The sequence below is a fragment of the Waltera intestinalis genome (assembly GCF_009695995.1).
Classification (GTDB): Bacteria; Bacillota; Clostridia; order Lachnospirales; family Lachnospiraceae; genus Acetatifactor; species Acetatifactor intestinalis.
In genome coordinates this window covers 35,362-58,568 of record NZ_VUMU01000004.1, presented here as the reverse complement: position 1 = coordinate 58,568, position 23,207 = coordinate 35,362, and the positions used below count along the sequence as shown (strand labels likewise).

Sequence of the window (23,207 nt, the reverse complement as noted above, 5' to 3'; positions counted from 1 at the left end):
CATGTGATTATGCAGTATATTTTCCGTCTACAAATACAACCTCTTCGGAACCGGCATAAGCAGCACCATATGCTTTGGTAAGAGCAATGATCCAGTCAATCAGGCTCCATACTCCGCAGCCACCGGCAGTGAGAAGCTTCAAAATTCCGAGACCAACCTGACCTCTGACGAATCTATCAACACCCAACTCACCAAGTAAAAAGCAGAAAACCCAGGCAAATACATGCTTATTAATTCGTTTCTCCATATAAAAGTCCCCTCCTTTGTTTTTATAATAAATCATTATGCGCTATAAAGGGAAAAATGTCAATTAATATACAAAAATTAATAAAATGTATTTTTATAAATATGTATTAGAGGAGCGTTTTAAAATAAAGCGGACATTATATCCGGACTCGTCACAGATCCCACGTACGATCTCTTCAGCTGTGTCCCGGACATTATCGTTGATACAGATAATACAGGAATCCTTTTTCCTGTTAAAAAAAGAGGATTTCGGCCAACGAATATAATAGGAAATCCGATTTTTTAAAAGAGCCCGCTCAATAAGCTGCTTACAATCAGGATCAGAAACTTCACATAATTCAATTTCGTTATTGACTTTCAAAGTAGTGTATAGCGGCTGCATGCTGTCACCTCCATTGGATTTACAAAGCGATTATAGCACAAGTGTTCCGTGCGGCGCAATGTATTACCGTTGCTTTTTCTTATGCGTTTGTAAAAAGTTTACGACCAGAAGAAGCATTAAAGTGATCAAAAGGATCAGAAGTCCCGGGACGATGCCGGGTGACAGATAATACATTTCTAAATGATGTTCTCCCTCAGGGGCCTGTATCGTGAGAAAAGTATCTGCATAGGTTCCGATATCAGAGGCATGTACTTTATGACCATCCAGATGAATATGCCAGCCGACATCATAAGGAATGGAGGTAACAATGGTATCACCTTTATGTACCGAAATATTACCGGAAAGTCTTCCTGAGCTGTGGGAGGTAAGAGTAATTTCACCGGTCTGTAGAGAGGTCAAAGCATCCTGCAACGCTAAAGTATCCAAAGACTCAATATAAGTATCACCGGGCGCTGTCGCTGAGGCTGAGACAACGGTTACCGTAACGGCTTCCCCGGCGTGGAAACATCCAAGACAGAGATTATAAATACTTTTACCGTACTCAAAAGATCCTGCCAAAGCATCATTGACATAAATATCTGCAGAGACAAATGGAGTCAGGGGCATATACATATATACCGGATCCGTATTCTCGGCGATGAAAGAATAGCTCCAGGAGGAAACAGGGTCATATTCCAGATCAGCAGGCAGACTGCCAGCAGGATTGGCGAGCTCTATATCGTATTTCTGATAGAATAAAGTACTCGATCCGCATAAGCTATTCAGATAACGGCTCTGATTTTCAAAAGGATCAGAAGTAAATGAGATATCCGCCGAAGCCAAAGGTGCACTGTAGATAAATTCCATAGCAGAAGGATTCTCGTAAACGGATACCGAATTATCCGTCGTTTTTAAGGAGTAATATCCGGAAGGCTCTACAGTGTCTGACAAAAGATATTTCACGCCCAACAGACTGTCTGTCACAGGGGTGGTACCATAGCCGGTATTCCATAACCATGCCTGACCGATTCCGAGCTTAGATGTCAGAGCGTTGACACTTTGGGTATAAGTGGAAGAATAATGAAACATTCCCTTAAATCCCAAAAGCATTGGATCATTGGAAGTAAGCTGGTAATTCTGACAGATACGGTACATTCCGGAGTCCGAGGCTTTAATGTCATCAATCAGTGGTTTGTTGTCATTCAGATAAGATACGTATTCATCCATACGCATATAAGGAGTTGCGTAATCAATATTGCGGAAAATGGCTCTGCCATTGATACCGAGATCGGCTGAGGTAATTAGCAAAAGCAGTCCAACCACAAGCTCCAATGCCGGGAAACGATGCGTCTTCTCTAAAAAACATGGTAATTGATACGAAAGAACACATAGAAAGCGGCAACTCATATACAACAGGCAGAAGCTGAATAAAAAGGAGTATCTGTAGTTGAAGGAATTAGGTGTTATAAAGCCGTGCCAAAAGATATTCAACGGCCAAAGATAAAAACTAAGAAGCAGGAAGCTTGTCAGTAAAAAGGCGCCAATCCTTTCCCGGAGAGAGATCCGTTTGCAAAATAGGAAAAGAATGGACAAAAGAATAGCGAGATATCCACAATAAATATTGGGAAGCCCGGTGACCCCAAGGTAGTTGACGGTGCCATTGCGAAGTTGTCCCAATATATCGGATAGCGGCTGGTTGATCAATCGAGGATCATAAACAACACTGGTCAGAGGATCCGACAGTTTTCCGATAAACATATCGGAAAAAGTAGGGATCAGCAAAGGAGCTGCCAGTCCCAGGGATATTAATGTAGAAAGAGCGAAATTTTTCAGAATTCTCCACAAGTCGTGCCGGGAGTGAGAGTAAGTGGTAAGAAGTCTGAAAAGAAGATAAAGGGCACAAAAGATTCCTGCCATATAAGAGATATAATAGTTGAAATAGAAAATTGCTGTTAATGGCAGAATGAACCAAAGATTACGTTGCTTGTCCAGCAGCTTTTCCACTCCAAGCAGGAGTAAAGGCAATAAAATGACACCATCCAACCACATGATGGATAGTGCAAATTGCAGATTATATGACATCAGCGCGTATGCAATGGGCAGTGGAAGCAACGTTAAATGAGCGAGTAATCTTCGATAAGAAGAGGTCTGTGCGGGTAATAAATTATATTTATTCCACAGGAAATTAACATAAACCGAAAACGTTAATCCGGAGAGCGAAATTTTGCTGACGGTCATGAGAAAAATAGCAAGAGGCAGTTTTTCAATGGAAAACAGTGTTGTCAGCCAGGAAAAAGGGCTTGCAAGATAGTAGGCATACAGACCAATATAATTGCCGCCGAGGGATTTAGACCAATGAAAAAAAATGGAATCATCTCCACCGATCAGATAATGCAAAGAGGAGAAAAACGGCAGATACTGTTCTTTCATATCAAAGGTAAAAAGAGTTACTTCCTTAAAAGGATAAAAGCCGTTGGATTTCAGAATCAACAGAATCCCAAATGTTGAGATTAAAGTTGAAACAATGCAGAACAGAAGATTTTCTTTTTTGGTTGATCTGGACATGAAAATGAACACTCCTTTGTAGCGTAAGATAAAAATAATATATTTCTATCTTACTATAAACATAAACTGAACACAAGGGTCTGCTATTGACGTGGAAAGCGTGCAAGAGTAAAATAATAGTACTGGAAAGGAGATCATACCATGGATATTATAGAGAAGATTGGCGATACCATTACAGAAAAAGGAAAAGTGGCTGCAGATAAGGCAAAAGAACTGGCGGCTATTGCAAATCTGAAGAGCCAGATTTCTACCTGCGAAGAAGTGATGAAGAAAAATTATCTGGAGATCGGCAAGATTTATTTTGAGCAGTACAGTGATATGCCTGAGCCTCCTTTTGAGAAGCAGTGTGAAGCCATTAAGAATAGTCAGCGTGCCATTGCAGATCTGCAGGAGAAAATCGATCAGTTGAAAACAAAATAAAACAGAAGATAGAAATACGAATAAAAACAGGGTTGACAGCAATCCTGTTTTTATTTATAATTCAGACATAACACCGTTATGTGAACAAGTGAACAGATGTAAACACAATAGGGAGGGAAATGACATAAAAAAAGAAGCAGCAAAGGAGAATAAAGAGACCAGAAAGCATCTTTTGGAATGTGCGGGGAGAGAGTTCCTGGAAAAGGGATATATGAAGGCTTCCCTGCGGAACATCTGCAAAGAAGCCGGGGTGACCACGGGAGCATTGTATTTTTTCTTCAAAGATAAGGAAGATCTTTTTGCTGCATTGGTGGAGAAACCGCTCAAACAACTCTATCTGACAATGGAGGAACATTATGCTGCGGAGATGCGAAGTGAAACGCAGGTGGTCAGACTGGAACAGAATGATGATGACCTGGAGACCTCGAGAGAGATCATAAGGCAAATGTATGCGAATCGGGATGCCTTTCTATTGTTGTTGACAAAGTCTCAGGGATCCCGCTTCGAAAATTGTCTGGACGAGATCGTGGATATTTCGGAACAGCAGTACCGCAGATTATGCGATATGGTGACCGGCGCTACCGGGAGACCGCGGATCGATGATTATATGACACATTGGATGGCGCACATTATGGTAGATACTTTCATGCATCTGTTTCTGCATGAATCGGAGGAAAGTATGGCACTGAAGCATGTGGATGCCCTGACCAGGTATTTGGCCCGGGGCTGGATGGGTATGATGACGGAAAGCTAAGATATATGCACCCCGAAAAAGTTCGGACTTTGCAGGGGTGCTGTTTCAGGATATTAACATAACAGTGTTATGTTAATGAAAATCATTATCAATAAGCACGAGGAGGAAGGATATGTATCTGGAAGTAAAAGACCTGAAGAAAAGTTACGGCGAGGGCGGCGGTTATGTGCAGGTATTGAAAGGGATCACTGCAGGAGTGGAAAAAAGTGAAATGTGTGTCATTCAGGGTACCAGTGGTTCCGGTAAATCGACATTGCTCAATTGTATCGGAGGCTTAGACACCGTAGATTCCGGATCCATTGTCGTAGACGGAATGGAAGTGGCAGGACTTGGAAGCAAAGCATTGTCCGATTACCGGAGAAATAAGCTGGGGTTCATTTTTCAGTTCTATAATCTGGTGCCAAATCTGACGGTGAAAGAAAACATTCAGGTCTGTCAGTATCTGACGAAGAATCCCTTGGATCTGGAGGAATTATTGCAGGTACTTGGTCTCACGGAACATCAGAACAAGTTCCCCGCACAACTGTCCGGTGGACAACAGCAGCGCTGTGCCATTGCCAGAGCACTGATCAAAAATCCCGGTCTTCTGTTGTGCGACGAACCCACCTGTGACGGCAGCAGTGGTAAATTATCTGGTGATCAATTTCCTGCTTGTAGGCAGATTGAATAAGCTGGTACCTGCGGAGGTATTAAAGAACAGAGAGTAGCCGCATGAGGCTACTCTTTTTTTGCACATAGACTTTTATTAAAAGTTGAAAAAAGAAAATAGAGAAAAATAGAATTCATGTATTGACAACAAAATCATGCGGTAGTATTATGTAAAAAACATACAAAACATATCAGATTACTAGGAATAGTAGGAAATGAAAAGGAGGACGATCATGGCAGCGGCATTTGATACGACAGAACAGAGAATCCTTAAGATCATAGATGACAACCGGGAGACCATCGTAGATTTCGCAAGAGACATCTACGATCATGCGGAACTTGGATATAAGGAATTCCGTACTTCCGGGAAATTTACAGACTTCATGAAAAACTTACAACTGCCGGTGCAGACAGAGCTTGCGATCACCGGAGCGAAAGCATATCTGAATCCGGAGAAAGCAGAAAATGCTTCTCTGGCCCTGATCGGGGAACTGGACGCTCTTCGGATCCCCACACATGCACATGCCAATCCGGCGACACAGGCCGCACACTGTTGTGGACATCACGCGCAACTGGCGGGAGTCATCGGAGCGGCACTGGCACTGACGGATGCTGAGGTGGCACAAAAGCTGGATGGTCAGGTGATCTTCTTCGCCACACCGGCAGAGGAGTACGGTGAGATCGAGTTCAAGAACGGTCTGATCGCCGACGGCAGGATCGCTTATGGAGGCGGAAAATGCGAACTGATCCGCATCGGTGCTTTTGATGATGTGGATGTGGCATTGGCGCATCATATTTCCTTAGAGGGAATCCGGCTGGGAAGCAACAGCGGCAATGGTTTTGTATCCAAGGTGATCCGTATCAAAGGAAAAGCAGCCCATGCGGCGGGATGTCCGGAAAAAGGTGTCAACGCCTTATCGGCAGCAAGCCTGGGGTTACAGGCACTGGCCATGAACCGGGAAACATTCCGGGATGAGGATTGTGTGAGAGTCCATCCGATCCTGACCAAGGGCGGAGATCTGGTCAATGTAGTTCCCAACGAAGCGGTGTTGGAGACACTGGTAAGAGGCAAGACCCTGGAAGCTTTCGCAGATGCATCCGTCAAGACAGATCGTTCCTTCAAGGCAGGAGCACTGGCCATGGGAGCAGGATATCGTATCGAGACCATGCCGGGATATCTTCCTTCTCTCTGGCAGCCGGTACCGGAAGAGATGGCCGATGCGGTGAAAGCACTGGCAGGAGAAAAAACGGTATACGAGGTCAGACCGGAGGAACACAGCGGTGGATCCACAGATGTGGGAGATGTACAGCATCTGCTCCCTGTGATCACTTTCAATACCGGTGGTGCCGTCGGTGGTTTACATCAGGTGGATTTCGATATTGTGGATGAGGAAGAAGCTTACGTGTTGACCGCAAAAATGTTTGCACTGAGTGCATACCGAATGTTAAAGGATGGTGCGGCAGTCGCAAAACGGACGAAGCAGGAATATCATCCGAGATTCGCAGATAAACAGGAATACATAGCATTTATGGACAGCTTTAATAAGGTGGAGGAAACGGACATTGAGTAAAGCAGATTATAAAATAGAAGGCACAGTTCCCAGAGAACTGTTGGTAAGTGAAGTACGAAAGGCCGCAAGACAGTTCGCAATGCAGTTCTTCCATTTCAGCAAAGTATTATATGATCAGTTCGGACTGGAGAAGACGAAAGATATCGTGAGACAGACCGTATTCGAGCTGGCGGTGGACCGGTCGGATCAGTTGCGGGAGAAAGCACTGGCGCAGGGATTGAAGGCAGATTCCGTAGAGGATTTTATGAGTGTCATTGATCTTCCTTTCACCGGATGGATCCCGGAATGGGGAGAAGACCATTGTCCTTACGCAGAAGTGTGGAGAACTTATTTTGACAAGTATCCCTGGTTCCGAGAGATCGCACCGTTTTACTGTGATGTGATCGATACCACCACCATTGAGAATTTTTCCAGGTGTCTCTCCCACAGAATTACACAGAATGTCATCCTGGAAGGTACCTGTTGTACGAGAGAGTACTTTGAAAGCGATAAGGTGAAGCGAGGAGAATACACTTATGGAAAAAAAGAAGAAATCTAAAAACAAGAAAAAATTTACCTGGGTGAATCTGGCACAGCTGCTTACGGTGGCGGCATTTCTTTTATGGATGCAATGGGCAGTGGATTCCGGAAGAGTGTTGACAATCTTCGTGGCTTCTCCGACTTCCATTGTGGAAGAAGGGATCGAGATCATAACGGACGGAACTCTGTGGCCTCATTTATTGCTGACGATACAGGAGGCACTGGCAGGTTATCTGTCTGCTGTGGTGGCAGGTATTGCAGTGGGACTGATATGGACCCTGTTTCCGGTATCGGAGAAGTACATGAATGTATTCTGTTCGTCGATCATGGCAGTTCCGAAAGTAGCAATCCTGCCGCTGTTGATCCTGTGGTTCGGCATCGGTTTTCAGTCCAAGGCGTTTCTGGTATTTTTGTTCTCGGTATTTACAATTCTGTATAACACAGTGACCGGAACCAAGGAGTGTAAAAAGGAGTATCTGAAGGTCGCAAAAGTATTTAAAGCCAATCGTTTCCAAACCGTATTTTTGGTCATTATTCCGGCAGCACTGCCGTCGATCTTCAACGGATTGAAGCTGGCAGCGGCAACGGCACTGACCGGTGTATTGTTCTCGGAAATGCAGTCGGCGAGAGCAGGACTCGGATATCTGCTGACAGAATCCCAGAACCTGTTGAACACCCCCAGGATGTTCTTCCTGATCATCCTGATCACCTTATTATCCGTAGGCGCAGTGAAACTGATCGACGCCATCGAATATGCCATCAGCTATCGATGGAGACATGTGTAAGTAGATTTTGAATAAACGAGGAGGAAAATATTATGAAAAAGAAAGTATTAAGCGTATTACTTACCGTCGTATTGGCAACCGGAGTACTGGCAGGATGCGGAAGCAGTGCAGCTACCACTGCCACACAGAGCGGAAGCACCGCAGGAGAGACCGGTGATGATACCATCGTGATCCGTTCCTGCTTTGCAACCGGAATGACCGGTGCGGTGAACCGCTTTGCAATCGAAAAAGGACTGTATAAGGAGCTGGGTATTGAGTTTGAAAATGTGGAGGCCAGCGCGGATACCAATTCTACCGTAATGTCTCTGATCACCAGAGGCGAGATCGATGTAGCTGACGGAGATCCCAGTTCTTACATTCCCGGCATCTACAATGGGGTACCTGCCAAGCTGGTAGGAAATATGTGGAGATATTCCGGATGTTACTGGCTGGTTGCAAATAACGATATTAAGGACTTCTCTGATCTGGAAGGCAAAAAGGTAGGTACCGCAGGTGCTTCCGGAGGAATGAGACTTTCCGTATTGAAAATGTTAGAGAAAAACGGCGTCAGCACAGACAATGTAGATCTGATCGCCAACGGTGTATATCAGACAGCATATGCTTCCCTGACTTCCGGTGAGGTGGATGCCACCATTATCCACAACCCGTATGCGGCACTGGCTGAGGCAGACGGTACCGGACATATCCTGGGCAGAGCATGGGATTACATTCCCGACTACTATACCGGAACGATCATCGCAAGCAACAGCTTTATTGAAAATGAGCCTGAGAAACTGCAGAGATTCCTGACTGCATACTATCAGGTACATGAAGAAGTGAAAAACGACTATTTTGATGAGTTCGTTGTCTGGGCAGCCAAAGAGATGAACACCTCCGAGGATGTAATGAGACAGGCTATCGAATCCGAAATTGACGTATGGCTGGATTACCCGGTAATCCCCGAAGATCGTCTGGCTACTACTTTTGAATATCTGAAAGAGTACGGTTGGGTAGATCCCGATGTCAGCTATGAAGGAACCTATACCAATGAGTTCGCCCAGGTAGCTGCAGATACTCTGGGAATGACAGATCCGGAAGCAAAATAATAAGAAAACGGAGGTAATGGAAATGCCCGCAATATCCATTAAAAATATCAACAAAACCTATATTGATCAGGACGGCAACGAAGTCCAGGCACTGCATGACATCAATCTGGATGTGGCAGAAGGAGAGTTCGTCTGCATCGTAGGACCCAGCGGATGCGGAAAAAGTACATTGCTTGAGATTGTGGCAGGTCTGCTGGATGCTACCGGCGGAGAAGTAATGCTGGACGGTCAGCCGGTACGCGGTACCAGCAGAGATATTGGTGTGGTATTCCAGGACGCCTCCCTGTTCCCCTGGAGAACCGTACGGAAAAATGTGGCATTCGGTCTGGAGATCGCAGGCGTCCCCAAGGAAGGGAGAGAAGAACGACTGAAACGATACATTTCCATGGTCAGTCTGAATGGTTTTGAGAACAAATACCCCGCACAGCTGTCCGGAGGTATGAGACAGAGAGCCGGCATCGCCAGAACTCTTGCCATGAATCCCAAGGTCATCCTCATGGATGAGCCGTTCAGTGCCGTGGATCATCTGACCAAGTGCACCCTGCAGGAGGAACTGATCAATATCCGTCAGGCAGAGAACAAGACCGTATTATTCGTCACTCACGATATAAATGAGGCGGTGTTCCTGGCAGACAGAGTGGTGCTGTTAAGTCCAAGACCCAGTACCATTCAGAAAATCTACGAGATCCCTCTGGAGCAGAAGAGAGGGCGTAATGATCCTCTGCTTCTAAAAATTGCAGCAGAAATCGCAAAAGACATCAACAGCGGCGGACAGGATATTCCCAACAACTATTGGGGCAACCTGTAGACCACAGAAGGAGGCAGTAGTATGTTTCGTGATACCAGTATGGACTATTTACCCAGAGAAGAAGTACTTGAGATCTGGAATAATAATATGAGTCTGACAGACGAGCAGCTATTAAATATGGACGAAACCGAATTCCGGGCCAGAGTGAGAGAACGTTCCCATCATACCCTGGAGATTCAGGTGTATGCTACCGCATACCGCCATCAGAAACTGAAACCCAACCAGGCAGATTATACGAAGCATCTGCTGGAGCTGTGGGAGAAAAGAGGACTGGGCAAGGATCTGCCCGAGTACCGGTATGCTTCTTTCCTGATCGATGCAGCGGATAAGCTGGTAAAGGGAGAAGATGTAGATCTAACCCCCTACAAGCCGACACCGGTTACGGAACAGATGGAGAAAGACTTCTTTACTATCGTAAAGGAGCGCAGAAGCGTCCGGGAATTCACCGATCAGGAAGTACCGGATGAGCTTATTGACAAGATTCTGGAAGCAGGACTCTGGGCAGCACATGGCTGCAACGTCCAGTCCATCCGTTATGTGGTGGTTCGCGAGAAAAATGAACCGGGACTGTTCCGCAGCAGTGATGTGCCGGGAGGTCCGGTGCATCTGGTGATTTTACAGGATATGAGATGCTACAGAGCCAACTCCTTTACGCCGGTGCGTAACCAGTTGCTGGATGCTGGAGCCGCTGGACAGAATATTGTGTTGGCAGCCCATGCTGTGGGATTGGAAGGTGTCTGGCTGACCTTCCCCGGAGAGGAATTCTGCGACAGACTGCGGAAGAAATTCAATCTGCCGGATTATATCCGGCTGGTGACCTATGTGGATGTAGGATACGGTGATCAGACCCCTTATCCGCCTCAAAGATGGGATGTCAAGGATACGATCCTCGGAAGATATTAAGTCACCCCAGGCAGTGTTAGAGGAAGTGAATATCCGCCCGTTGCAGGGAGATACCTATTAGGCAGTCGGCTGACTGCCTTTTTCTTTGCAAGGAAATTCATTGAATGTTAAAAAAAAATATGGTATGATAAAGGGCAGAACAAAAGATATGAAAATTACGGAGGTTTTGCATAGAATGGAACAGTACAAGCAGGAATTTATTGAGTTCATGGTGGATTGTAAGGCATTGAAATTCGGAGAGTTTACCTTAAAGAGCGGTAGAAAGTCTCCTTTCTTTATGAATGCGGGTGCATATGTCACCGGCTCGCAGCTGATGAAGCTGGGGGAGAGCTATGCCAAAGCAATTCATGATACGTATGGTGATGATTTCGATGTACTGTTCGGACCGGCATATAAGGGTATTCCCATCAGTGTGGTAACCGCAGTGGCTTACAGCAAATTATACGGCAAAGAGGTTCGTTACTGTTCCGACCGTAAGGAAGAGAAGGATCACGGCGCAGATAAGGGAAGCTTCCTGGGAAGTTCCTTAAAAGACGGCGACAGAGTTATCATGATCGAGGACGTTACCACTTCCGGTAAGTCTATGGAAGAGACGGTTCCCAAGGTAAGAGGAGCTGCCAACGTAGAGATCGTTGGTCTGATGGTATCCCTGAACCGTATGGAGAAGGGACTGGGCGGTAAAGTCAGCGCACTGGAAGAGATCAAGGAAAAGTACGGCTTCGATGCACATGCCATCGTGACCATGCAGGATGTTATCGATCATCTGTACAACAGACCTTACAAGGGAGAAGTATACATCGACGACACCCTGAAGAAGGCAATTGATGAATATTACGCCGTATACGGTGCTTAAGCAGGCGGCTTCGAAAAGTTTTGGATAGAAGACAGGAGGATTCCATGGAAGAGAAAATCTATAAGATCATGCGCGGAGCGGGTGCTCTGAATATTGTATTGGGAGTGATCTCCCTGGTAGTCGGAATTGCGGCAGGAGTACTGCTGATCATCAGCGGCGGCAAGCTTATCTCCGGCAAATCCCGTATCCTGTTCTGAGGACAAAAGAGAAGAAAGGCGCCGCTTGGGCGCGCAGATTGGGCATTTCCACATAGGAAGTGCCCTTTTCGGGTTCCATAGGAGATATATTATGCGGAAAAAGAACTACATTTTTACGAATAAAAAACATTCGGACAAAGCGATCATGTCTACGATTCTGGGTGTCATCAGCCTGGTGTCTCTTGGCATTGTGACGTATTTGTCCTACAGTCAGGGGGGCGTGATGCACGGAGGATACGGAGTCACCGGTGTGCTGGCAACGGTCTATTCTCTGATCGGACTGATTCTTGGCGTTCTGACACTGCGGGACAAGGATATTTACCGGTTCTTTCCTGTGCTGGGGACAATATTGAATGTAATTTCCCTCGGTGGCATCAGCTTTTTACTGTATCTGGGGAGCCGGCTGTAAGATATGACATCCGGAGGGCAGGAGTATGGGAACACACGACAGTCATTTGGAAATAAGGAGTTAACAGGTATTATGGAAGAAAGAGAAATTTTACAGGAACGTCTGGAACTGGCGCTTCTCCGGATCCGGGAGATTCCCGGTGAAGATTTCCAGGGAGCGGAGTTACTACCCTGGAAAGAATATTTTACAACAGTAGCGAAGTTTTTACTGCTGATCGAGGATACCAGACAGTTCCTGGAGCAGGGGAAACAGGCCACAGCCACACTGGAAGAATTACAGCAGCGCAACCGTGCTCTGTATGAAGATATTTTGCCGGAAAATTATGAGAACAGTTTTGCCAATCCGGCTTATGCTGTGAAGATGCTGGGAGAAGAATTCGGTGCGCTTGCGTCCTTTTTATACACAGAGATGCGGAGCCTGATCGGCTTTACCTACGAAGGACGTTTGGATGAGCTGGTGATCCGGATGGAGCTGTTTTCTGAGGTATATGTGGCATTTGTATATGAACAGCAGGAAAACCATAAGCTTCCCACGTATGCAGCTATTCGTGAGATCCTCTACTGGTTCGTCAGTGATTATGCGGATGTAGCGGCGGAAGAGCGGGTACGTGAAATGGTATGCCCGGAGAATAATTTTGCAGCGGCAATTCTTCGAACTGCAGACTTTACGGATCTGCGTTATCTGTATGCTTACGGTGAGTATGTAGGCGATAATGAGTTGAAAATGGCGGAATTTATGAATTCTCTGCCGGAGGAGACTATCCATACCATGGCAGACACTTACACCGAAGGGTATCGTATCGGCTTTGAAGTAACCGGCAAGGATCTGTCGAGAAAATCTACGGTGGATGTCCGCTATCAGCTGGGCTTTGAGCGTATGATGCGGAGAGCCCTGGAGAATTTTGAGAAAATGGGATTGCAGCCGGTGATCTACCGCGCAGCCTCCAGCATTTTGTACAATCCGTCCATTTACAAGAATGGCTTCTATAGCGTCAGCCCCAACAGACAATACGAGTTCGACCATAAGGATGACAAGGCACTGTTCTTAGACAAAATGTATTGCAGCCGGAAACTGGAAGTGATGCATACCGCATTTGAAAAATACAAAAAAGAGGCGAGAGGTTATGCGGGCCCGGCGGTAGTGGAGACCTTCGGAGAGAAGGAATTCGAGCCGGTGAACAAGCCGGAAAGCCTGAAAATGACGGATGAGCAGAGTGCTTTACTGGTAGAGAACCGTACCCAGATGGGACAGCTGCAGAGACAGTATATTATAGAAGAAGAGCGCAGCTTCACGATCATTGCGTTCCCGATTCCGGAGGTGGGTGACTGCTTCGAGGAACTGTTTCGGGAGACGATACAGATCAATACGCTGGATTATAAAAAATATCAGCGGATCCAGCAGACCATCATTGATGCTCTGGATCAGGCAGATCATTGTGAAATTAAGGGTTGTAACGGCAATCATACCGATCTGAAAGTAAACTTATGGAAACTGAAGAACCCTGCGAAAGAGACTATTTTTGAAAACTGCGTGGCAGATGTGAACATCCCTGTGGGTGAGGTATTTACCTCTCCGGTACTGGAAGGTACGAACGGCGTGCTGCATGTGACCCGGGTATTTTTAAACGGTCTGGAATATAAGGATCTGGAGATCACTTTTGAAAACGGTAAGATCCAAAATTATAATTGCGCCAATTTTGCCGCAGAGGAAGAAAATAAGGCATTTATTAAGGAGAATATCCTGTTCCGCCACAAGACACTGCCCTTAGGAGAATTTGCCATCGGCACGAATACCACAGCCTATGTGGCAGCAAAAAAGCTGGGTGTGGAGTCCAAAATGCCCATTCTGATCGCAGAGAAGATGGGACCGCATTTTGCAGTGGGAGATACCTGTTATTCCCATGCGGAAGAAGTAAAAGTATACAATCCCGACGGCAAGGAGATCGTGGCAAGAGACAACGAGGTGGCGGCGCTCCGCAGTGTGAATCCGTCCAAGGCATATTTTAACTGTCATACGGACATTACCATTCCTTATGATGAGCTGGCAGAGCTGACCGCGGTGAAAAAGGACGGAGACCGGATCACTATCATTCAAAACGGCAGATTCGTCCTGCCGGGAACGGAAGAACTGAACGAACCGTTGCAGGAACTTTCATAAAACCATTGCATCATCGACAAGATTTTAGTACACTTATAGATATATGGAAAAATCGGTGAAAACCGACACATGAGGAGGACATTATGGAAAATACAGAGAATTGCCCTAAGGTTGGCATTGTAATGGGTAGTGATTCCGATATGCCTGTGATGGCGAAGGCAGCAGACATTTTGGAAGAATTGGGCATCCCTTATGAGATGACCGTGATCAGCGCTCACAGAGAGCCGGATGTATTTTTTGAATATGCAAAAAGTGCGGAGGAAAAAGGCTTCAAGGTGATCATTGCCGGTGCCGGTATGGCAGCACATCTGCCCGGTATGTGCGCCGCTATTTTCCCGATGCCTGTCATTGGTATTCCCATGCACACTACTTCCCTGGGAGGCAGAGATTCTCTGTATTCCATCGTACAGATGCCCTCAGGCATTCCTGTTGCCACAGTAGCCATTAACGGCGGCGCCAATGCAGGACTTCTGGCTGCCAAGATCCTGGCAACCTCCGACACAGAACTTCTCGGAAAACTGAAAGCATACAGCACAAAATTAAAAGAACAGGTAGAAGCCAAAGATGCAAAACTGCAGGAGATCGGCTATAAAGCATACCTGGAAGGCATGAAAAAATAAGAAGATAATACAGAGAATCAGGGACCTCTTAAGAGGCTGCCCCACTAATAAAACGAAAGAGCCCCTGCGGCGGAAATGAGGAGAAAATGGATTACAAGAAAGCTGGAGTAGACATCGAAGCAGGCTACAAGTCTGTAGAACTGATGAAGAAGTACGTGAAGGAGACCATGCGTCCCGAAGTAATGGGCGGCATCGGTGGTTTCTCCGGAGCATTTTCCTTAAGTGCCATCAAAGATATGGAGGATCCCGTGCTCCTGTCCGGAACCGATGGTGTAGGTACCAAGCTGAAGCTGGCATTTTTAATGGACAAGCATGATACCATCGGTATCGACTGTGTGGCCATGTGTGTAAACGATGTGGCATGTGCAGGCGGCGAACCTCTATTTTTCCTGGATTATATCGCATGCGGACGCAATATTCCCGAGAAGATCGCTACTATCGTAAAGGGCGTGGCAGAGGGCTGTAAGCAGTCTGACGCAGCACTGGTAGGCGGTGAGACCGCAGAACATCCCGGACTGATGCCCGAGGATGAGTATGATCTGGCAGGATTTGCCGTAGGCGTGGTAGAACGTAAAGACCTGATCACCGGTGAGAATATCAAGCCCGGTGATGTACTGGTGGGCATCGCTTCCTCCGGTGTACATTCCAATGGTTTTTCTCTGGTGAGAAAAGTATTCGATATGACAAAAGAGAGCCTGGATACCTATTATGACGAGCTGGGCAAGACTCTTGGTGAGGCACTGCTTGCTCCTACCAGAATCTACGTGAAGGCTATGAAGTCTGTGAAGAACGCAGGTGTTAAGGTAAAGGGCTGCAGCCATATCACCGGTGGTGGTTTCTATGAGAACATCCCCAGAATGCTTCCCGACGGCATCCGTGCAGTCGTGAAGAAAGACAGCTACGAAGTGCCTGCTATTTTCCGCCTGATGCAGAAGAAAGGCAATATCACAGACGAGATGATGTATAATACTTACAACATGGGTCTGGGCATGGTACTGGCACTGGATCCCGCAGATGTGGATAAGACTATGGAAGCTCTGAAGGCAGCAGGCGAGACTGCTTATGTGGTAGGTACCTGTGAGATCGGTGAAAAGGGTGTGACCATATGTTAAGAGTAGTCGTACTGGTATCCGGCGGCGGCACGAATTTACAGGCCATCATTGATGCTATTGCAGCAGGTAAGGTTAAAAATGCACAGATCGTGGGCGTGATCAGTAATAACAAGACGGTGAAGAGCTTAGAGAGAGCACAGAATGCTGGGATTCCCGCAGTCTGTGTGTCTCCGAAGGATTATGAGAGCAGAGAAGTATTTAATGAGGCACTGCTTGCAAAGGTGAAGGAGTTTGCTCCGGACTTAATCGTACTGGCAGGATTCCTGGTGAAGATCCCGGAGGCAATGGTACATGAATACAGCAACCGGATCATCAATATCCACCCGTCCCTGATCCCTTCTTTCTGCGGTGTGGGATACTACGGACTACATGTGCATGAAAAGGCACTGGAGCGCGGTGTGAAAGTGACAGGAGCTACGGTACATTTTGTGAATGAAGGCATGGACGAGGGTCCTATCATTGCACAGAAGGCAGTGGCAGTGGAGGACGACGACACTCCGGAGACGTTGCAGAGACGTGTGATGGAACAGGCAGAGTGGCTGCTTCTTCCGAAGGCAGTGGATGACATTGCCAACGGACGGATCTGTGTCGTGAACGGAAAAGTAAAGCATACAAACAGCGAAAATTAAGGAAGGCAGAAGATATGGGTATGAAAGTATTGATCGTAGGCGGTGGCGGCAGAGAGCACGCCATTGCAACCTGTGTGGCAAAAAGTCCTAAAGTAGATAAGATCTATTGTGCTCCGGGCAATGCCGGGATCGGTCAGATCGCAGAATGTGTTCCCATCGGAGCCATGGAATTTGATAAGATCGTGGCATTTGCGAAGGAACAGGCCATTGACCTGACCATCGTAGGCATGGATGATCCCCTGGTCGGCGGACTGGTGGATGCACTGGAGGCAGAGGGCCTGCGGGCTTTTGGACCCCGTAAAAATGCAGCGATCCTGGAAGGTAGCAAGGCCTTTTCCAAGGATCTCATGAAGAAATACAACATTCCCACCGCAGCTTATGAGAATTTTGATAACGCGGAGGAGGCTATTAAGTACTTGAAGGAGCAGGCAAGCTTCCCCATCGTGCTGAAGGCGGACGGTCTTGCATTGGGCAAGGGCGTATTGATCTGCAATACTTTAGAAGAAGCGCTGGCAGGCGTGGATGAGATCATGCTGGATAAAAAGTTCGGTGCAGCCGGCAACCGCATGGTCATCGAAGAGTTTATGACAGGCAGAGAAGTCAGTGTACTTTCTTTTGTGGACGGCAAGACCATCCGCATCATGACTTCTGCGCAGGATCATAAGAGAGCAAAGGACGGCGATCAGGGGCTGAACACCGGTGGTATGGGAACCTTTTCTCCCAGCCCCTTCTATACAGAGGAAGTAGATGCATTCTGTAAGAAATACATCTACCAGGCTACCGTGGATGCCATGGCAGCGGAAGGCAGACCTTTCAAGGGAGTCATTTTCTTCGGACTGATGCTGACTCCGAACGGTCCCAAGGTATTAGAATACAATGCCAGATTCGGTGATCCGGAGGCGCAGGTGGTACTGCCGCGTATGAAGAATGATATTATCGAAGTGATGGAAGCCTGTGTGGACGGCACACTGGATCAGATCGACCTGCAATTTGAGGACAATGCTGCGGTATGTGTGGTCCTGGCAAGCGACGGCTATCCCGTATCCTATGAGAAGGGATTTGTAATAAACGGTCTGGAGAACTTCGACGGAAAAGACGGTTATTATTGCTTCCATGCCGGAACGAAGCTTACGGACAAGGGAATCGTTACAAACGGTGGTCGTGTCCTGGGGGTGACGGCGAAGGGAGCAGATCTGAAAGAAGCCCGTGCCAAGGCTTATGCGGCAACGGAATGGATCTCTTTCGAGAATAAATACATGCGTCATGACATTGGCAAAGCAATCGATGAAGCGTAAGACAAGGTCAGGATACAAAAGGAGTTGCAGATGAAAAAGACAGTACAGAGAATAAGTAAATGTAAGGTTTTCTGGGGAATGCTGGCACTGGTATTTGTGTTGGGAGCAGGACTTTTTAGTGAGAATCTGGCAATTGTCAGCCATGCGGAAAGTGCAGCCAAGGTAACAGCATCCAGTGCTAAGATCCGTAAAACTGCGGATTCTTCCAGTGAAGTGATCGGCAGCGCAGCCAAGGATAAGGCGATCTCCATCAAAAGTCAGACCAAGGGAGCAGACGGTTATACCTGGTATGAAGTATATGTGGATGCGAATACGCTGGGATATATTCGTTCCGATCTGGTAAGCATTACCGACGGATCTACCCCGCCGTCTTCTTCAGGTACAACAACTACTACAACGACTACGACCACAGCAACACCGGCGCCTGTTGTGAATGAGACTCCTGTGGAGGTTACTGCAGTGGAACCCCTGAGTGCGACCGTGACCGGAGGTCAGTCTGTTCGTGTGCGCAGCAATGCGTCTACCACCAGCCAGATCGTGACTACTGCGGAGAATGGAATGGCACTGACTGTGACCGGACAGGCAACAGGAACCGATGGAAAGACATGGTATCAGATAAGCTTTATTTCCAACAGTGTCGAGGTGACAGGCTTCATTCGTTCGGATTATGTTGCATTATCCGGAGAGCTGCAGGCACCGGTAGAAGAACAGCCGGTAGAGGAACAACCCACAGACGAGCAGCCTGCGGAAGATACCCAGACCACATCCAAAGACTGGGATACTCAGATGCAGGGAGATGCATGGTATCTGTTGGACATGGCAGGGCAGAAGCAATATAAGATTGATGATCTGTTCAATTCCCTGAACCAGATCACAGAGATCAATGCACAGTATGAGACCAATCAGAAAAGGATCAGCAGCCAGAAAGCAGTCATCATTATTTTGGTGATTCTGCTTGCAGCGGCGGTAGCAACGGTGACACTGTTGATCTTCAAAATCAAAGATATGAATGACGCATCCTATTTCTCCGACGTGGAAGAGGAAACGGCCCGCAGAAGAAGAGTGGACAGACCCCAGGGAGGCAGACCCCAAAACGGAAGACCCGCACCTCAGGGAGGCAGACCGCAGGGAGGCAGACCGCAAGGCAGCCAGAAAGTAATGCATGAAGTGGGAGCCGAGAGAAGACCTGCATCCAGACCGACAGGCCAGGGAACACGTCCAGATGGCAGACCCGCACCTCAGGGAGAGAGACCCATTGGACAGACCGTAAGACCTGCGGCACCGCAGGAGAGAAGACCTGCACCTCAGGGAGGCAGACCGGTGACACCCGGACAGGGAAGACCTGCACCTCAGGGAGGCAGACCCACGGCACCGCAGAGCGAAAGACCCGCGCCGCAGGCCGGCAGACCGGTGGCAAGACCCACAAAGCCTGTACCGCAGAGTGAAGGCAATCAGAATCCCGGCTGGAAGTCCAAAAACTTCATGTCAGATGATGATGAATTTGAATTTGAATTCCTGAATTGGGACGGAGACGAAGATCAATAAAATGCAAACGGCATCTTGCACAAGTGAGATGCCGTTTTTGATTAAAAAACGATAAACTTTCCCTGGTTACAGTTGACAGTACCGCGTTCACTGTTATAATAGGAATATAACAATCAGTGACATGGGAAGGGAGCGAGTTTGATGATAATAGAGATAGATTTCAACAGTGATGAAGCACTCTATATGCAATTACGCAATCAGATCATCATGGGAATTGCCACGTCACAATTTCATGAAGGAGATTCTCTGCCCAGCGTGCGCCAGCTGGCGGATACGATCGGGATCAATATGCATACAGTAAATAAGGCATATACGGTTCTGAAGCAGGAAGGTTATGTTAAGGTAGACAGGCGAAAAGGCGCGGTAATTGCACTCGATGTGGATCGCATGCGTGCGGTAGATGAATTGCGGAAGGAATTGCAGGTAATACTGGCTAAGAGCAGCTGCAAGAATATTTCCAGGCAGGAAGTTCATGAGCTGATTGATGAAATATATGAAGAGTATGGAGGACTGAATTGATGCAGTCACAGTTTACGGATAAGGCGCAAAATGCGCTGGCGCAGGCTTCCAGATGTGCAAGGAGCCTGAAGCAGGGTTACATCGGAACGGAACACATTCTGGTAGGATTATTAAAGGAAGACACCGGTGTGGCGGCCAAGGTATTGGCTGATAACGGTGTGGAGACCGAGCAGGTTATGGATATGATCCGGGATCTGATCGCGTTTGAGAACGGTGTCGCAGTGAAGGACAGAGAGGGATATTCTCCCAGAGCCGCACGGATCCTGGAAGAAGCACACAGTCAGGCCGCACGTTTCGGACAGAAGCAGACCGGAACGGAGCATTTGTTGCTGGCCCTGATCAAAGAGGGGGAAAATGTAGCGGTACGCCTGTTGAACACATTGGGAGCCAATGTACAGAAAATTTATGTGGATACCTTGATCGCTATCGGACAGGACGGCAATCTGTACAAAGAAGACCTTGGAAAAAAGGGAGACCGTAAGGCGAAACAGTCTACGTTGGAGCAGTACAGCCGGGATCTGACGGCGCTGGCCAGGGAAGGAAAGCTGGATCCGGTAGTCGGAAGAGATGAAGAAATCCGCAGAGTGATCCAGATCCTGAGCCGACGGACGAAGAATAATCCCTGCCTGGTCGGGGAACCCGGTGTTGGCAAGACCGCCGTGGTGGAAGGACTGGCAGCCCGGATCGTGGCGGGAGATGTACCTTTTACGGTGCAGAACAAGAGATTGTTGACGCTTGATCTGTCGGGGATGGTAGCTGGCAGTAAGTATCGTGGCGAATTCGAGGAACGGATCAAAAAGGTAATAAAAGAAGTCACGGATGATGGAAATATCATCCTGTTTTTGGATGAACTGCATACGATCATCGGTGCCGGAGGCGCGGAGGGTGCCATTGATGCATCCAATATTATGAAGCCTTCCCTGGCCAGGGGGGAACTCCAGCTGATCGGTGCGACGACTATTGCAGAATATCGGAAATATATTGAAAAAGATGAGGCACTGGAACGCAGATTCCAGCCGGTTACCGTAGAGGAACCTACAGAGGAGGAGACTGTCCGTATCCTCGAAGGCATCAAGGGAAAATACGAAGAACATCATCATGTAAAGATTACATCGGAAGCCATCGAGGCAGCGGTGAGATTGTCCAGCCGCTATATCAACGACAGAAATCTTCCGGACAAAGCCATTGACCTTATGGACGAGGCAGCGGCAAGCGCCAGACTGCATGCTCTGGATGTGCCGGATAAGATCCGGGAAATCTCTGATAAGATCCTGGAGATGGATCAGGAGATGGAAAGAGCGATCCGGATGGAAGCTTTTGCGCAGATGGCAGAGATCAAAATGCAGCAGGATGCTTTGATGAAGAAAAAGGAGCGTCTGTTGAAGAAGAGAGCAAAACACGAAGAGGAAAACACCTTAAGTATCGGTGAAAATGAGATCGCCGAGGTGGTAGCCCAGTGGACCAAGATCCCGGTGCAGAAGCTTGCAGAAAAAGAAAGTGAGAGACTGTTGAAGTTGGAGAAGACACTGCACAAACGTGTCATCGGTCAGGAAGAAGCAGTCACTGCCGTAGCCAAAGCAATGCGCAGAGGCCGTGTGGGACTGAAGGACCCCAATCGTCCGATTGGTTCGTTCCTGTTCCTGGGACCTACAGGTGTGGGCAAGACGGAACTGTCCAAAGCATTAGCTGAGGCGATGTTTGGCTCAGAAGATGCCATGATCCGCGTAGATATGTCAGAGTATATGGAAGGACATTCGGTCTCCAAAATGATCGGTTCACCGCCCGGATATGTGGGATTTGAAGAGGGTGGCCAGCTGAGCGAGAAGGTGCGCAGGAATCCTTATTCCGTGGTGTTATTTGATGAGATCGAAAAGGCACATCCCGATGTGTTCAATATTCTGCTGCAGGTCTTGGATGATGGTCACATTACGGATTCCAAGGGGCGGAAAGTCAGTTTTAAAAATACTGTATTGATCATGACCTCCAATGCCGGAGCACAGAGAATCGTGGATCCCAAGAATCTGGGATTTGCCACGGAGAAGAGTGAGACAAAGGATTACGAGAAGATGAAAGCGAGCGTCATGGAGGAGGTAAAGCACAGTTTTAAACCCGAATTTATCAATCGTATTGACGATATTATCGTGTTCCATCAGCTCAACAACGAGAATATGAAGGAAATCGTCAATTTATTGGCGTCGAATCTTTACAAAAGATGTGAAAATCAGTTGGGAATCCAGCTGACGATCACTGCAGCACTGAAGGAGCATTTGGTGAAAAAATATGCTGACAATAAGATGGGTGCAAGACCCTTAAAGCGTGCGATCCAGTCAGTGGTAGAGGATGCTCTGGCAGAAGAGATACTGCTGAAAAAGGTGGTGCCGGGAGATAAGGTTTCTGCAGGATTTAAGAATGGTAAAGTCGTATTTACGGTTAAGAATTAAGCATTTGTAACTATTCAGTCACTCAATTCGCAAAATCGCTCTTGCAGAGCTTTCCTTTTGCTCATTGAGGTTACTTCGTCTTATAAATATCATGAAATATTCTTACGAATGCAAGCATTCGACGAATATTCAATGATATTTAAATGACTCTGAATAGTTACAAAATTAATAAATTTTTTTGTAGAAAAACAGGGTGAGATATATTATACTGTAACTATTCAAACCCCATTCGCAAAGGACGAAAGATAAAGAAGTGTTGCGGATGCAGTTACTTTCAGGAGGACAGACAGATGGCAGTAGTGGAAGAAATACTTCGCAGTGAAGCAGACGGATCTATCAGCTTTGGTAATCATAAGTTGGCCAAGAAGGCAAAGGTAGAAGATTATGAGCATGCAGGGGATCTGCTGAAGGTTAAGACCTACAATGAGATGACAAAGCTGGAGAAGAACGGTATGTTTTTATATGAATCTGTTCCCGGAACCAGTGTGTTGGAGTTCAAAGAGTCCGATAACAGTGTAGAATTCATCGTAGAAGGTGATGAAGATTCTCAGATCACAGTAGGATTAAAGGATGACACCGAGTACGAAGTATTTATTGACGGTAAGAACGTAGGAACCATGAAGACCGGACTTGGCGGCAAGCTGAGCCTGAGTGTAGAACTGGAAGCAGCAGGGGAAGTACCTGTGAAGATCGTAGAGGCGTAAAGGCGCACTGCAAAGGAGTCCAGACACGGAGGATATTGTAGTACTTCGTGTCTGGGCTCTT

At 47.1% G+C, this 23,207-nt stretch carries 22 protein-coding genes and 1 pseudogene; 21 read left to right on the top strand and 2 right to left on the bottom strand.

Annotated features, from left to right (window positions below; translation table 11 throughout):
* Positions 1 to 7: 7 nt before the first annotated feature.
* Together FYJ59_RS05025 and FYJ59_RS05020 are read right to left on the bottom strand one after the other, a co-directional pair.
* The gene (locus FYJ59_RS05025; protein ID WP_205839455.1) at positions 8 to 247 is read right to left on the bottom strand and encodes a TM2 domain-containing protein; all 240 of its coding nucleotides are present in this window, start codon (positions 245 to 247) and stop codon (positions 8 to 10) included.
* A 444-nt stretch (positions 248 to 691) separates the two neighbouring features.
* Positions 692 to 3,172: a YfhO family protein gene (locus FYJ59_RS05020; protein ID WP_154495677.1), complete on the bottom strand. Its 2,481-nt coding sequence runs from the start codon at positions 3,170 to 3,172 to the stop codon at positions 692 to 694.
* A 141-nt stretch (positions 3,173 to 3,313) separates the two neighbouring features.
* On the opposite strand from FYJ59_RS05020, the gene FYJ59_RS05015 reads away from it, so the two are divergent.
* The 21 genes and pseudogenes from FYJ59_RS05015 to FYJ59_RS04920 all read left to right on the top strand — a co-directional run bounded on the left by FYJ59_RS05015 (position 3,314) and on the right by FYJ59_RS04920 (position 23,146).
* Positions 3,314 to 3,592, top strand: coding sequence for a hypothetical protein (locus tag FYJ59_RS05015; protein WP_022153786.1), 279 nt, complete (start codon positions 3,314 to 3,316; stop codon positions 3,590 to 3,592).
* Positions 3,593 to 3,680: 88 nt separating this feature from the next.
* On the top strand, positions 3,681 to 4,346 hold the full coding sequence (locus FYJ59_RS05010) for a TetR/AcrR family transcriptional regulator (protein ID WP_154495675.1): 666 nt from the start codon (positions 3,681 to 3,683) through the stop codon (positions 4,344 to 4,346).
* Positions 4,347 to 4,458: 112 nt separating this feature from the next.
* Positions 4,459 to 4,953: pseudogene (locus tag FYJ59_RS05005) on the top strand (ABC transporter ATP-binding protein); the annotation flags it as partial.
* Positions 4,954 to 5,227: 274 nt separating this feature from the next.
* Positions 5,228 to 6,565, top strand: a complete 1,338-nt coding sequence (locus FYJ59_RS05000) for an amidohydrolase (RefSeq protein WP_154495672.1) — start codon at positions 5,228 to 5,230, stop codon at positions 6,563 to 6,565.
* The gene (locus FYJ59_RS04995) at positions 6,558 to 7,103 is read left to right on the top strand and encodes a hypothetical protein (protein ID WP_154495670.1); all 546 of its coding nucleotides are present in this window, start codon (positions 6,558 to 6,560) and stop codon (positions 7,101 to 7,103) included. The genes FYJ59_RS05000 and FYJ59_RS04995 overlap by 8 nt, the downstream gene beginning before the upstream one ends.
* A complete protein-coding gene (locus FYJ59_RS04990; protein WP_154495668.1) occupies positions 7,081 to 7,869 on the top strand; it encodes an ABC transporter permease in 789 nt (262 codons plus the stop codon). The genes FYJ59_RS04995 and FYJ59_RS04990 overlap by 23 nt, the downstream gene beginning before the upstream one ends.
* Before the next feature lie 32 nt (positions 7,870 to 7,901).
* A complete protein-coding gene (locus FYJ59_RS04985) occupies positions 7,902 to 8,954 on the top strand; it encodes an ABC transporter substrate-binding protein (RefSeq protein WP_154495666.1) in 1,053 nt (350 codons plus the stop codon).
* A 22-nt stretch (positions 8,955 to 8,976) separates the two neighbouring features.
* On the top strand, positions 8,977 to 9,762 hold the full coding sequence (locus FYJ59_RS04980) for an ABC transporter ATP-binding protein (RefSeq protein WP_154495664.1): 786 nt from the start codon (positions 8,977 to 8,979) through the stop codon (positions 9,760 to 9,762).
* Positions 9,763 to 9,783: 21 nt separating this feature from the next.
* The gene (locus FYJ59_RS04975; RefSeq protein WP_154495662.1) at positions 9,784 to 10,665 is read left to right on the top strand and encodes a nitroreductase family protein; all 882 of its coding nucleotides are present in this window, start codon (positions 9,784 to 9,786) and stop codon (positions 10,663 to 10,665) included.
* A 175-nt stretch (positions 10,666 to 10,840) separates the two neighbouring features.
* Positions 10,841 to 11,518 (top strand): orotate phosphoribosyltransferase, encoded by a 678-nt coding sequence (gene pyrE / locus FYJ59_RS04970; protein ID WP_118547143.1) that lies wholly within the window; start codon positions 10,841 to 10,843, stop codon positions 11,516 to 11,518.
* 44 nt (positions 11,519 to 11,562) lie between these two features.
* Positions 11,563 to 11,715: a hypothetical protein gene (locus FYJ59_RS13895; RefSeq protein WP_176863551.1), complete on the top strand. Its 153-nt coding sequence runs from the start codon at positions 11,563 to 11,565 to the stop codon at positions 11,713 to 11,715.
* Between the two features lie 91 nt (positions 11,716 to 11,806).
* Positions 11,807 to 12,124, top strand: coding sequence for a DUF6142 family protein (locus FYJ59_RS04965; RefSeq protein ID WP_118550447.1), 318 nt, complete (start codon positions 11,807 to 11,809; stop codon positions 12,122 to 12,124).
* 72 nt (positions 12,125 to 12,196) lie between these two features.
* Positions 12,197 to 14,281 carry an aminopeptidase gene (locus FYJ59_RS04960; RefSeq protein WP_154495661.1) on the top strand — a complete coding sequence of 695 codons (2,085 nt, stop codon included), beginning with the start codon at positions 12,197 to 12,199 and terminating at the stop codon, positions 14,279 to 14,281.
* A gap of 83 nt (positions 14,282 to 14,364) precedes the next feature.
* Positions 14,365 to 14,901 carry a 5-(carboxyamino)imidazole ribonucleotide mutase gene (purE, locus tag FYJ59_RS04955; protein WP_154495660.1) on the top strand — a complete coding sequence of 179 codons (537 nt, stop codon included), beginning with the start codon at positions 14,365 to 14,367 and terminating at the stop codon, positions 14,899 to 14,901.
* An 86-nt stretch (positions 14,902 to 14,987) separates the two neighbouring features.
* A complete protein-coding gene (gene purM / locus FYJ59_RS04950) occupies positions 14,988 to 16,013 on the top strand; it encodes a phosphoribosylformylglycinamidine cyclo-ligase (RefSeq protein WP_154495659.1) in 1,026 nt (341 codons plus the stop codon).
* On the top strand, positions 16,007 to 16,642 hold the full coding sequence (gene purN / locus FYJ59_RS04945; protein ID WP_022153776.1) for a phosphoribosylglycinamide formyltransferase: 636 nt from the start codon (positions 16,007 to 16,009) through the stop codon (positions 16,640 to 16,642). Before purM ends, purN begins: the two co-directional genes overlap by 7 nt.
* Before the next feature lie 20 nt (positions 16,643 to 16,662).
* Complete coding sequence (gene purD / locus FYJ59_RS04940; protein ID WP_154495838.1) at positions 16,663 to 17,937, top strand: phosphoribosylamine--glycine ligase; 1,275 nt, start codon at positions 16,663 to 16,665, stop codon at positions 17,935 to 17,937.
* 30 nt (positions 17,938 to 17,967) lie between these two features.
* Positions 17,968 to 19,482, top strand: a complete 1,515-nt coding sequence (locus FYJ59_RS04935) for an SH3 domain-containing protein (protein WP_154495658.1) — start codon at positions 17,968 to 17,970, stop codon at positions 19,480 to 19,482.
* Between the two features lie 141 nt (positions 19,483 to 19,623).
* Positions 19,624 to 20,001 (top strand): GntR family transcriptional regulator, encoded by a 378-nt coding sequence (locus FYJ59_RS04930; protein WP_022153773.1) that lies wholly within the window; start codon positions 19,624 to 19,626, stop codon positions 19,999 to 20,001.
* Positions 20,001 to 22,442: an ATP-dependent Clp protease ATP-binding subunit gene (locus tag FYJ59_RS04925; protein WP_154495657.1), complete on the top strand. Its 2,442-nt coding sequence runs from the start codon at positions 20,001 to 20,003 to the stop codon at positions 22,440 to 22,442. Before FYJ59_RS04930 ends, FYJ59_RS04925 begins: the two co-directional genes overlap by 1 nt.
* A 290-nt stretch (positions 22,443 to 22,732) precedes the next feature.
* Positions 22,733 to 23,146, top strand: coding sequence for a hypothetical protein (locus FYJ59_RS04920; RefSeq protein WP_022153771.1), 414 nt, complete (start codon positions 22,733 to 22,735; stop codon positions 23,144 to 23,146).
* Positions 23,147 to 23,207: the final 61 nt, after the last annotated feature.

Coding starts and splice junctions, on each gene's coding strand:
- FYJ59_RS05025 (WP_205839455.1), bottom strand. CDS start 247: ATGGAGAAACGAATTAATAAGCATGTATTTGCCTGGGTTTTCTGCTTT.
- FYJ59_RS04975 (WP_154495662.1), top strand. CDS start 9,784: ATGTTTCGTGATACCAGTATGGACTATTTACCCAGAGAAGAAGTACTT.
- FYJ59_RS04935 (WP_154495658.1), top strand. CDS start 17,968: ATGAAAAAGACAGTACAGAGAATAAGTAAATGTAAGGTTTTCTGGGGA.
- FYJ59_RS04930 (WP_022153773.1), top strand. CDS start 19,624: ATGATAATAGAGATAGATTTCAACAGTGATGAAGCACTCTATATGCAA.
- FYJ59_RS05020 (WP_154495677.1), bottom strand. CDS start 3,172: ATGTCCAGATCAACCAAAAAAGAAAATCTTCTGTTCTGCATTGTTTCA.
- FYJ59_RS05015 (WP_022153786.1), top strand. CDS start 3,314: ATGGATATTATAGAGAAGATTGGCGATACCATTACAGAAAAAGGAAAA.
- FYJ59_RS04965 (WP_118550447.1), top strand. CDS start 11,807: ATGCGGAAAAAGAACTACATTTTTACGAATAAAAAACATTCGGACAAA.
- purN (WP_022153776.1), top strand. CDS start 16,007: ATGTTAAGAGTAGTCGTACTGGTATCCGGCGGCGGCACGAATTTACAG.
- purE (WP_154495660.1), top strand. CDS start 14,365: ATGGAAAATACAGAGAATTGCCCTAAGGTTGGCATTGTAATGGGTAGT.
- FYJ59_RS04990 (WP_154495668.1), top strand. CDS start 7,081: ATGGAAAAAAAGAAGAAATCTAAAAACAAGAAAAAATTTACCTGGGTG.
- purM (WP_154495659.1), top strand. CDS start 14,988: ATGGATTACAAGAAAGCTGGAGTAGACATCGAAGCAGGCTACAAGTCT.
- FYJ59_RS04980 (WP_154495664.1), top strand. CDS start 8,977: ATGCCCGCAATATCCATTAAAAATATCAACAAAACCTATATTGATCAG.
- purD (WP_154495838.1), top strand. CDS start 16,663: ATGAAAGTATTGATCGTAGGCGGTGGCGGCAGAGAGCACGCCATTGCA.
- FYJ59_RS04925 (WP_154495657.1), top strand. CDS start 20,001: ATGCAGTCACAGTTTACGGATAAGGCGCAAAATGCGCTGGCGCAGGCT.
- FYJ59_RS13895 (WP_176863551.1), top strand. CDS start 11,563: ATGGAAGAGAAAATCTATAAGATCATGCGCGGAGCGGGTGCTCTGAAT.
- FYJ59_RS05000 (WP_154495672.1), top strand. CDS start 5,228: ATGGCAGCGGCATTTGATACGACAGAACAGAGAATCCTTAAGATCATA.
- FYJ59_RS04920 (WP_022153771.1), top strand. CDS start 22,733: ATGGCAGTAGTGGAAGAAATACTTCGCAGTGAAGCAGACGGATCTATC.
- FYJ59_RS04960 (WP_154495661.1), top strand. CDS start 12,197: ATGGAAGAAAGAGAAATTTTACAGGAACGTCTGGAACTGGCGCTTCTC.
- pyrE (WP_118547143.1), top strand. CDS start 10,841: ATGGAACAGTACAAGCAGGAATTTATTGAGTTCATGGTGGATTGTAAG.
- FYJ59_RS04985 (WP_154495666.1), top strand. CDS start 7,902: ATGAAAAAGAAAGTATTAAGCGTATTACTTACCGTCGTATTGGCAACC.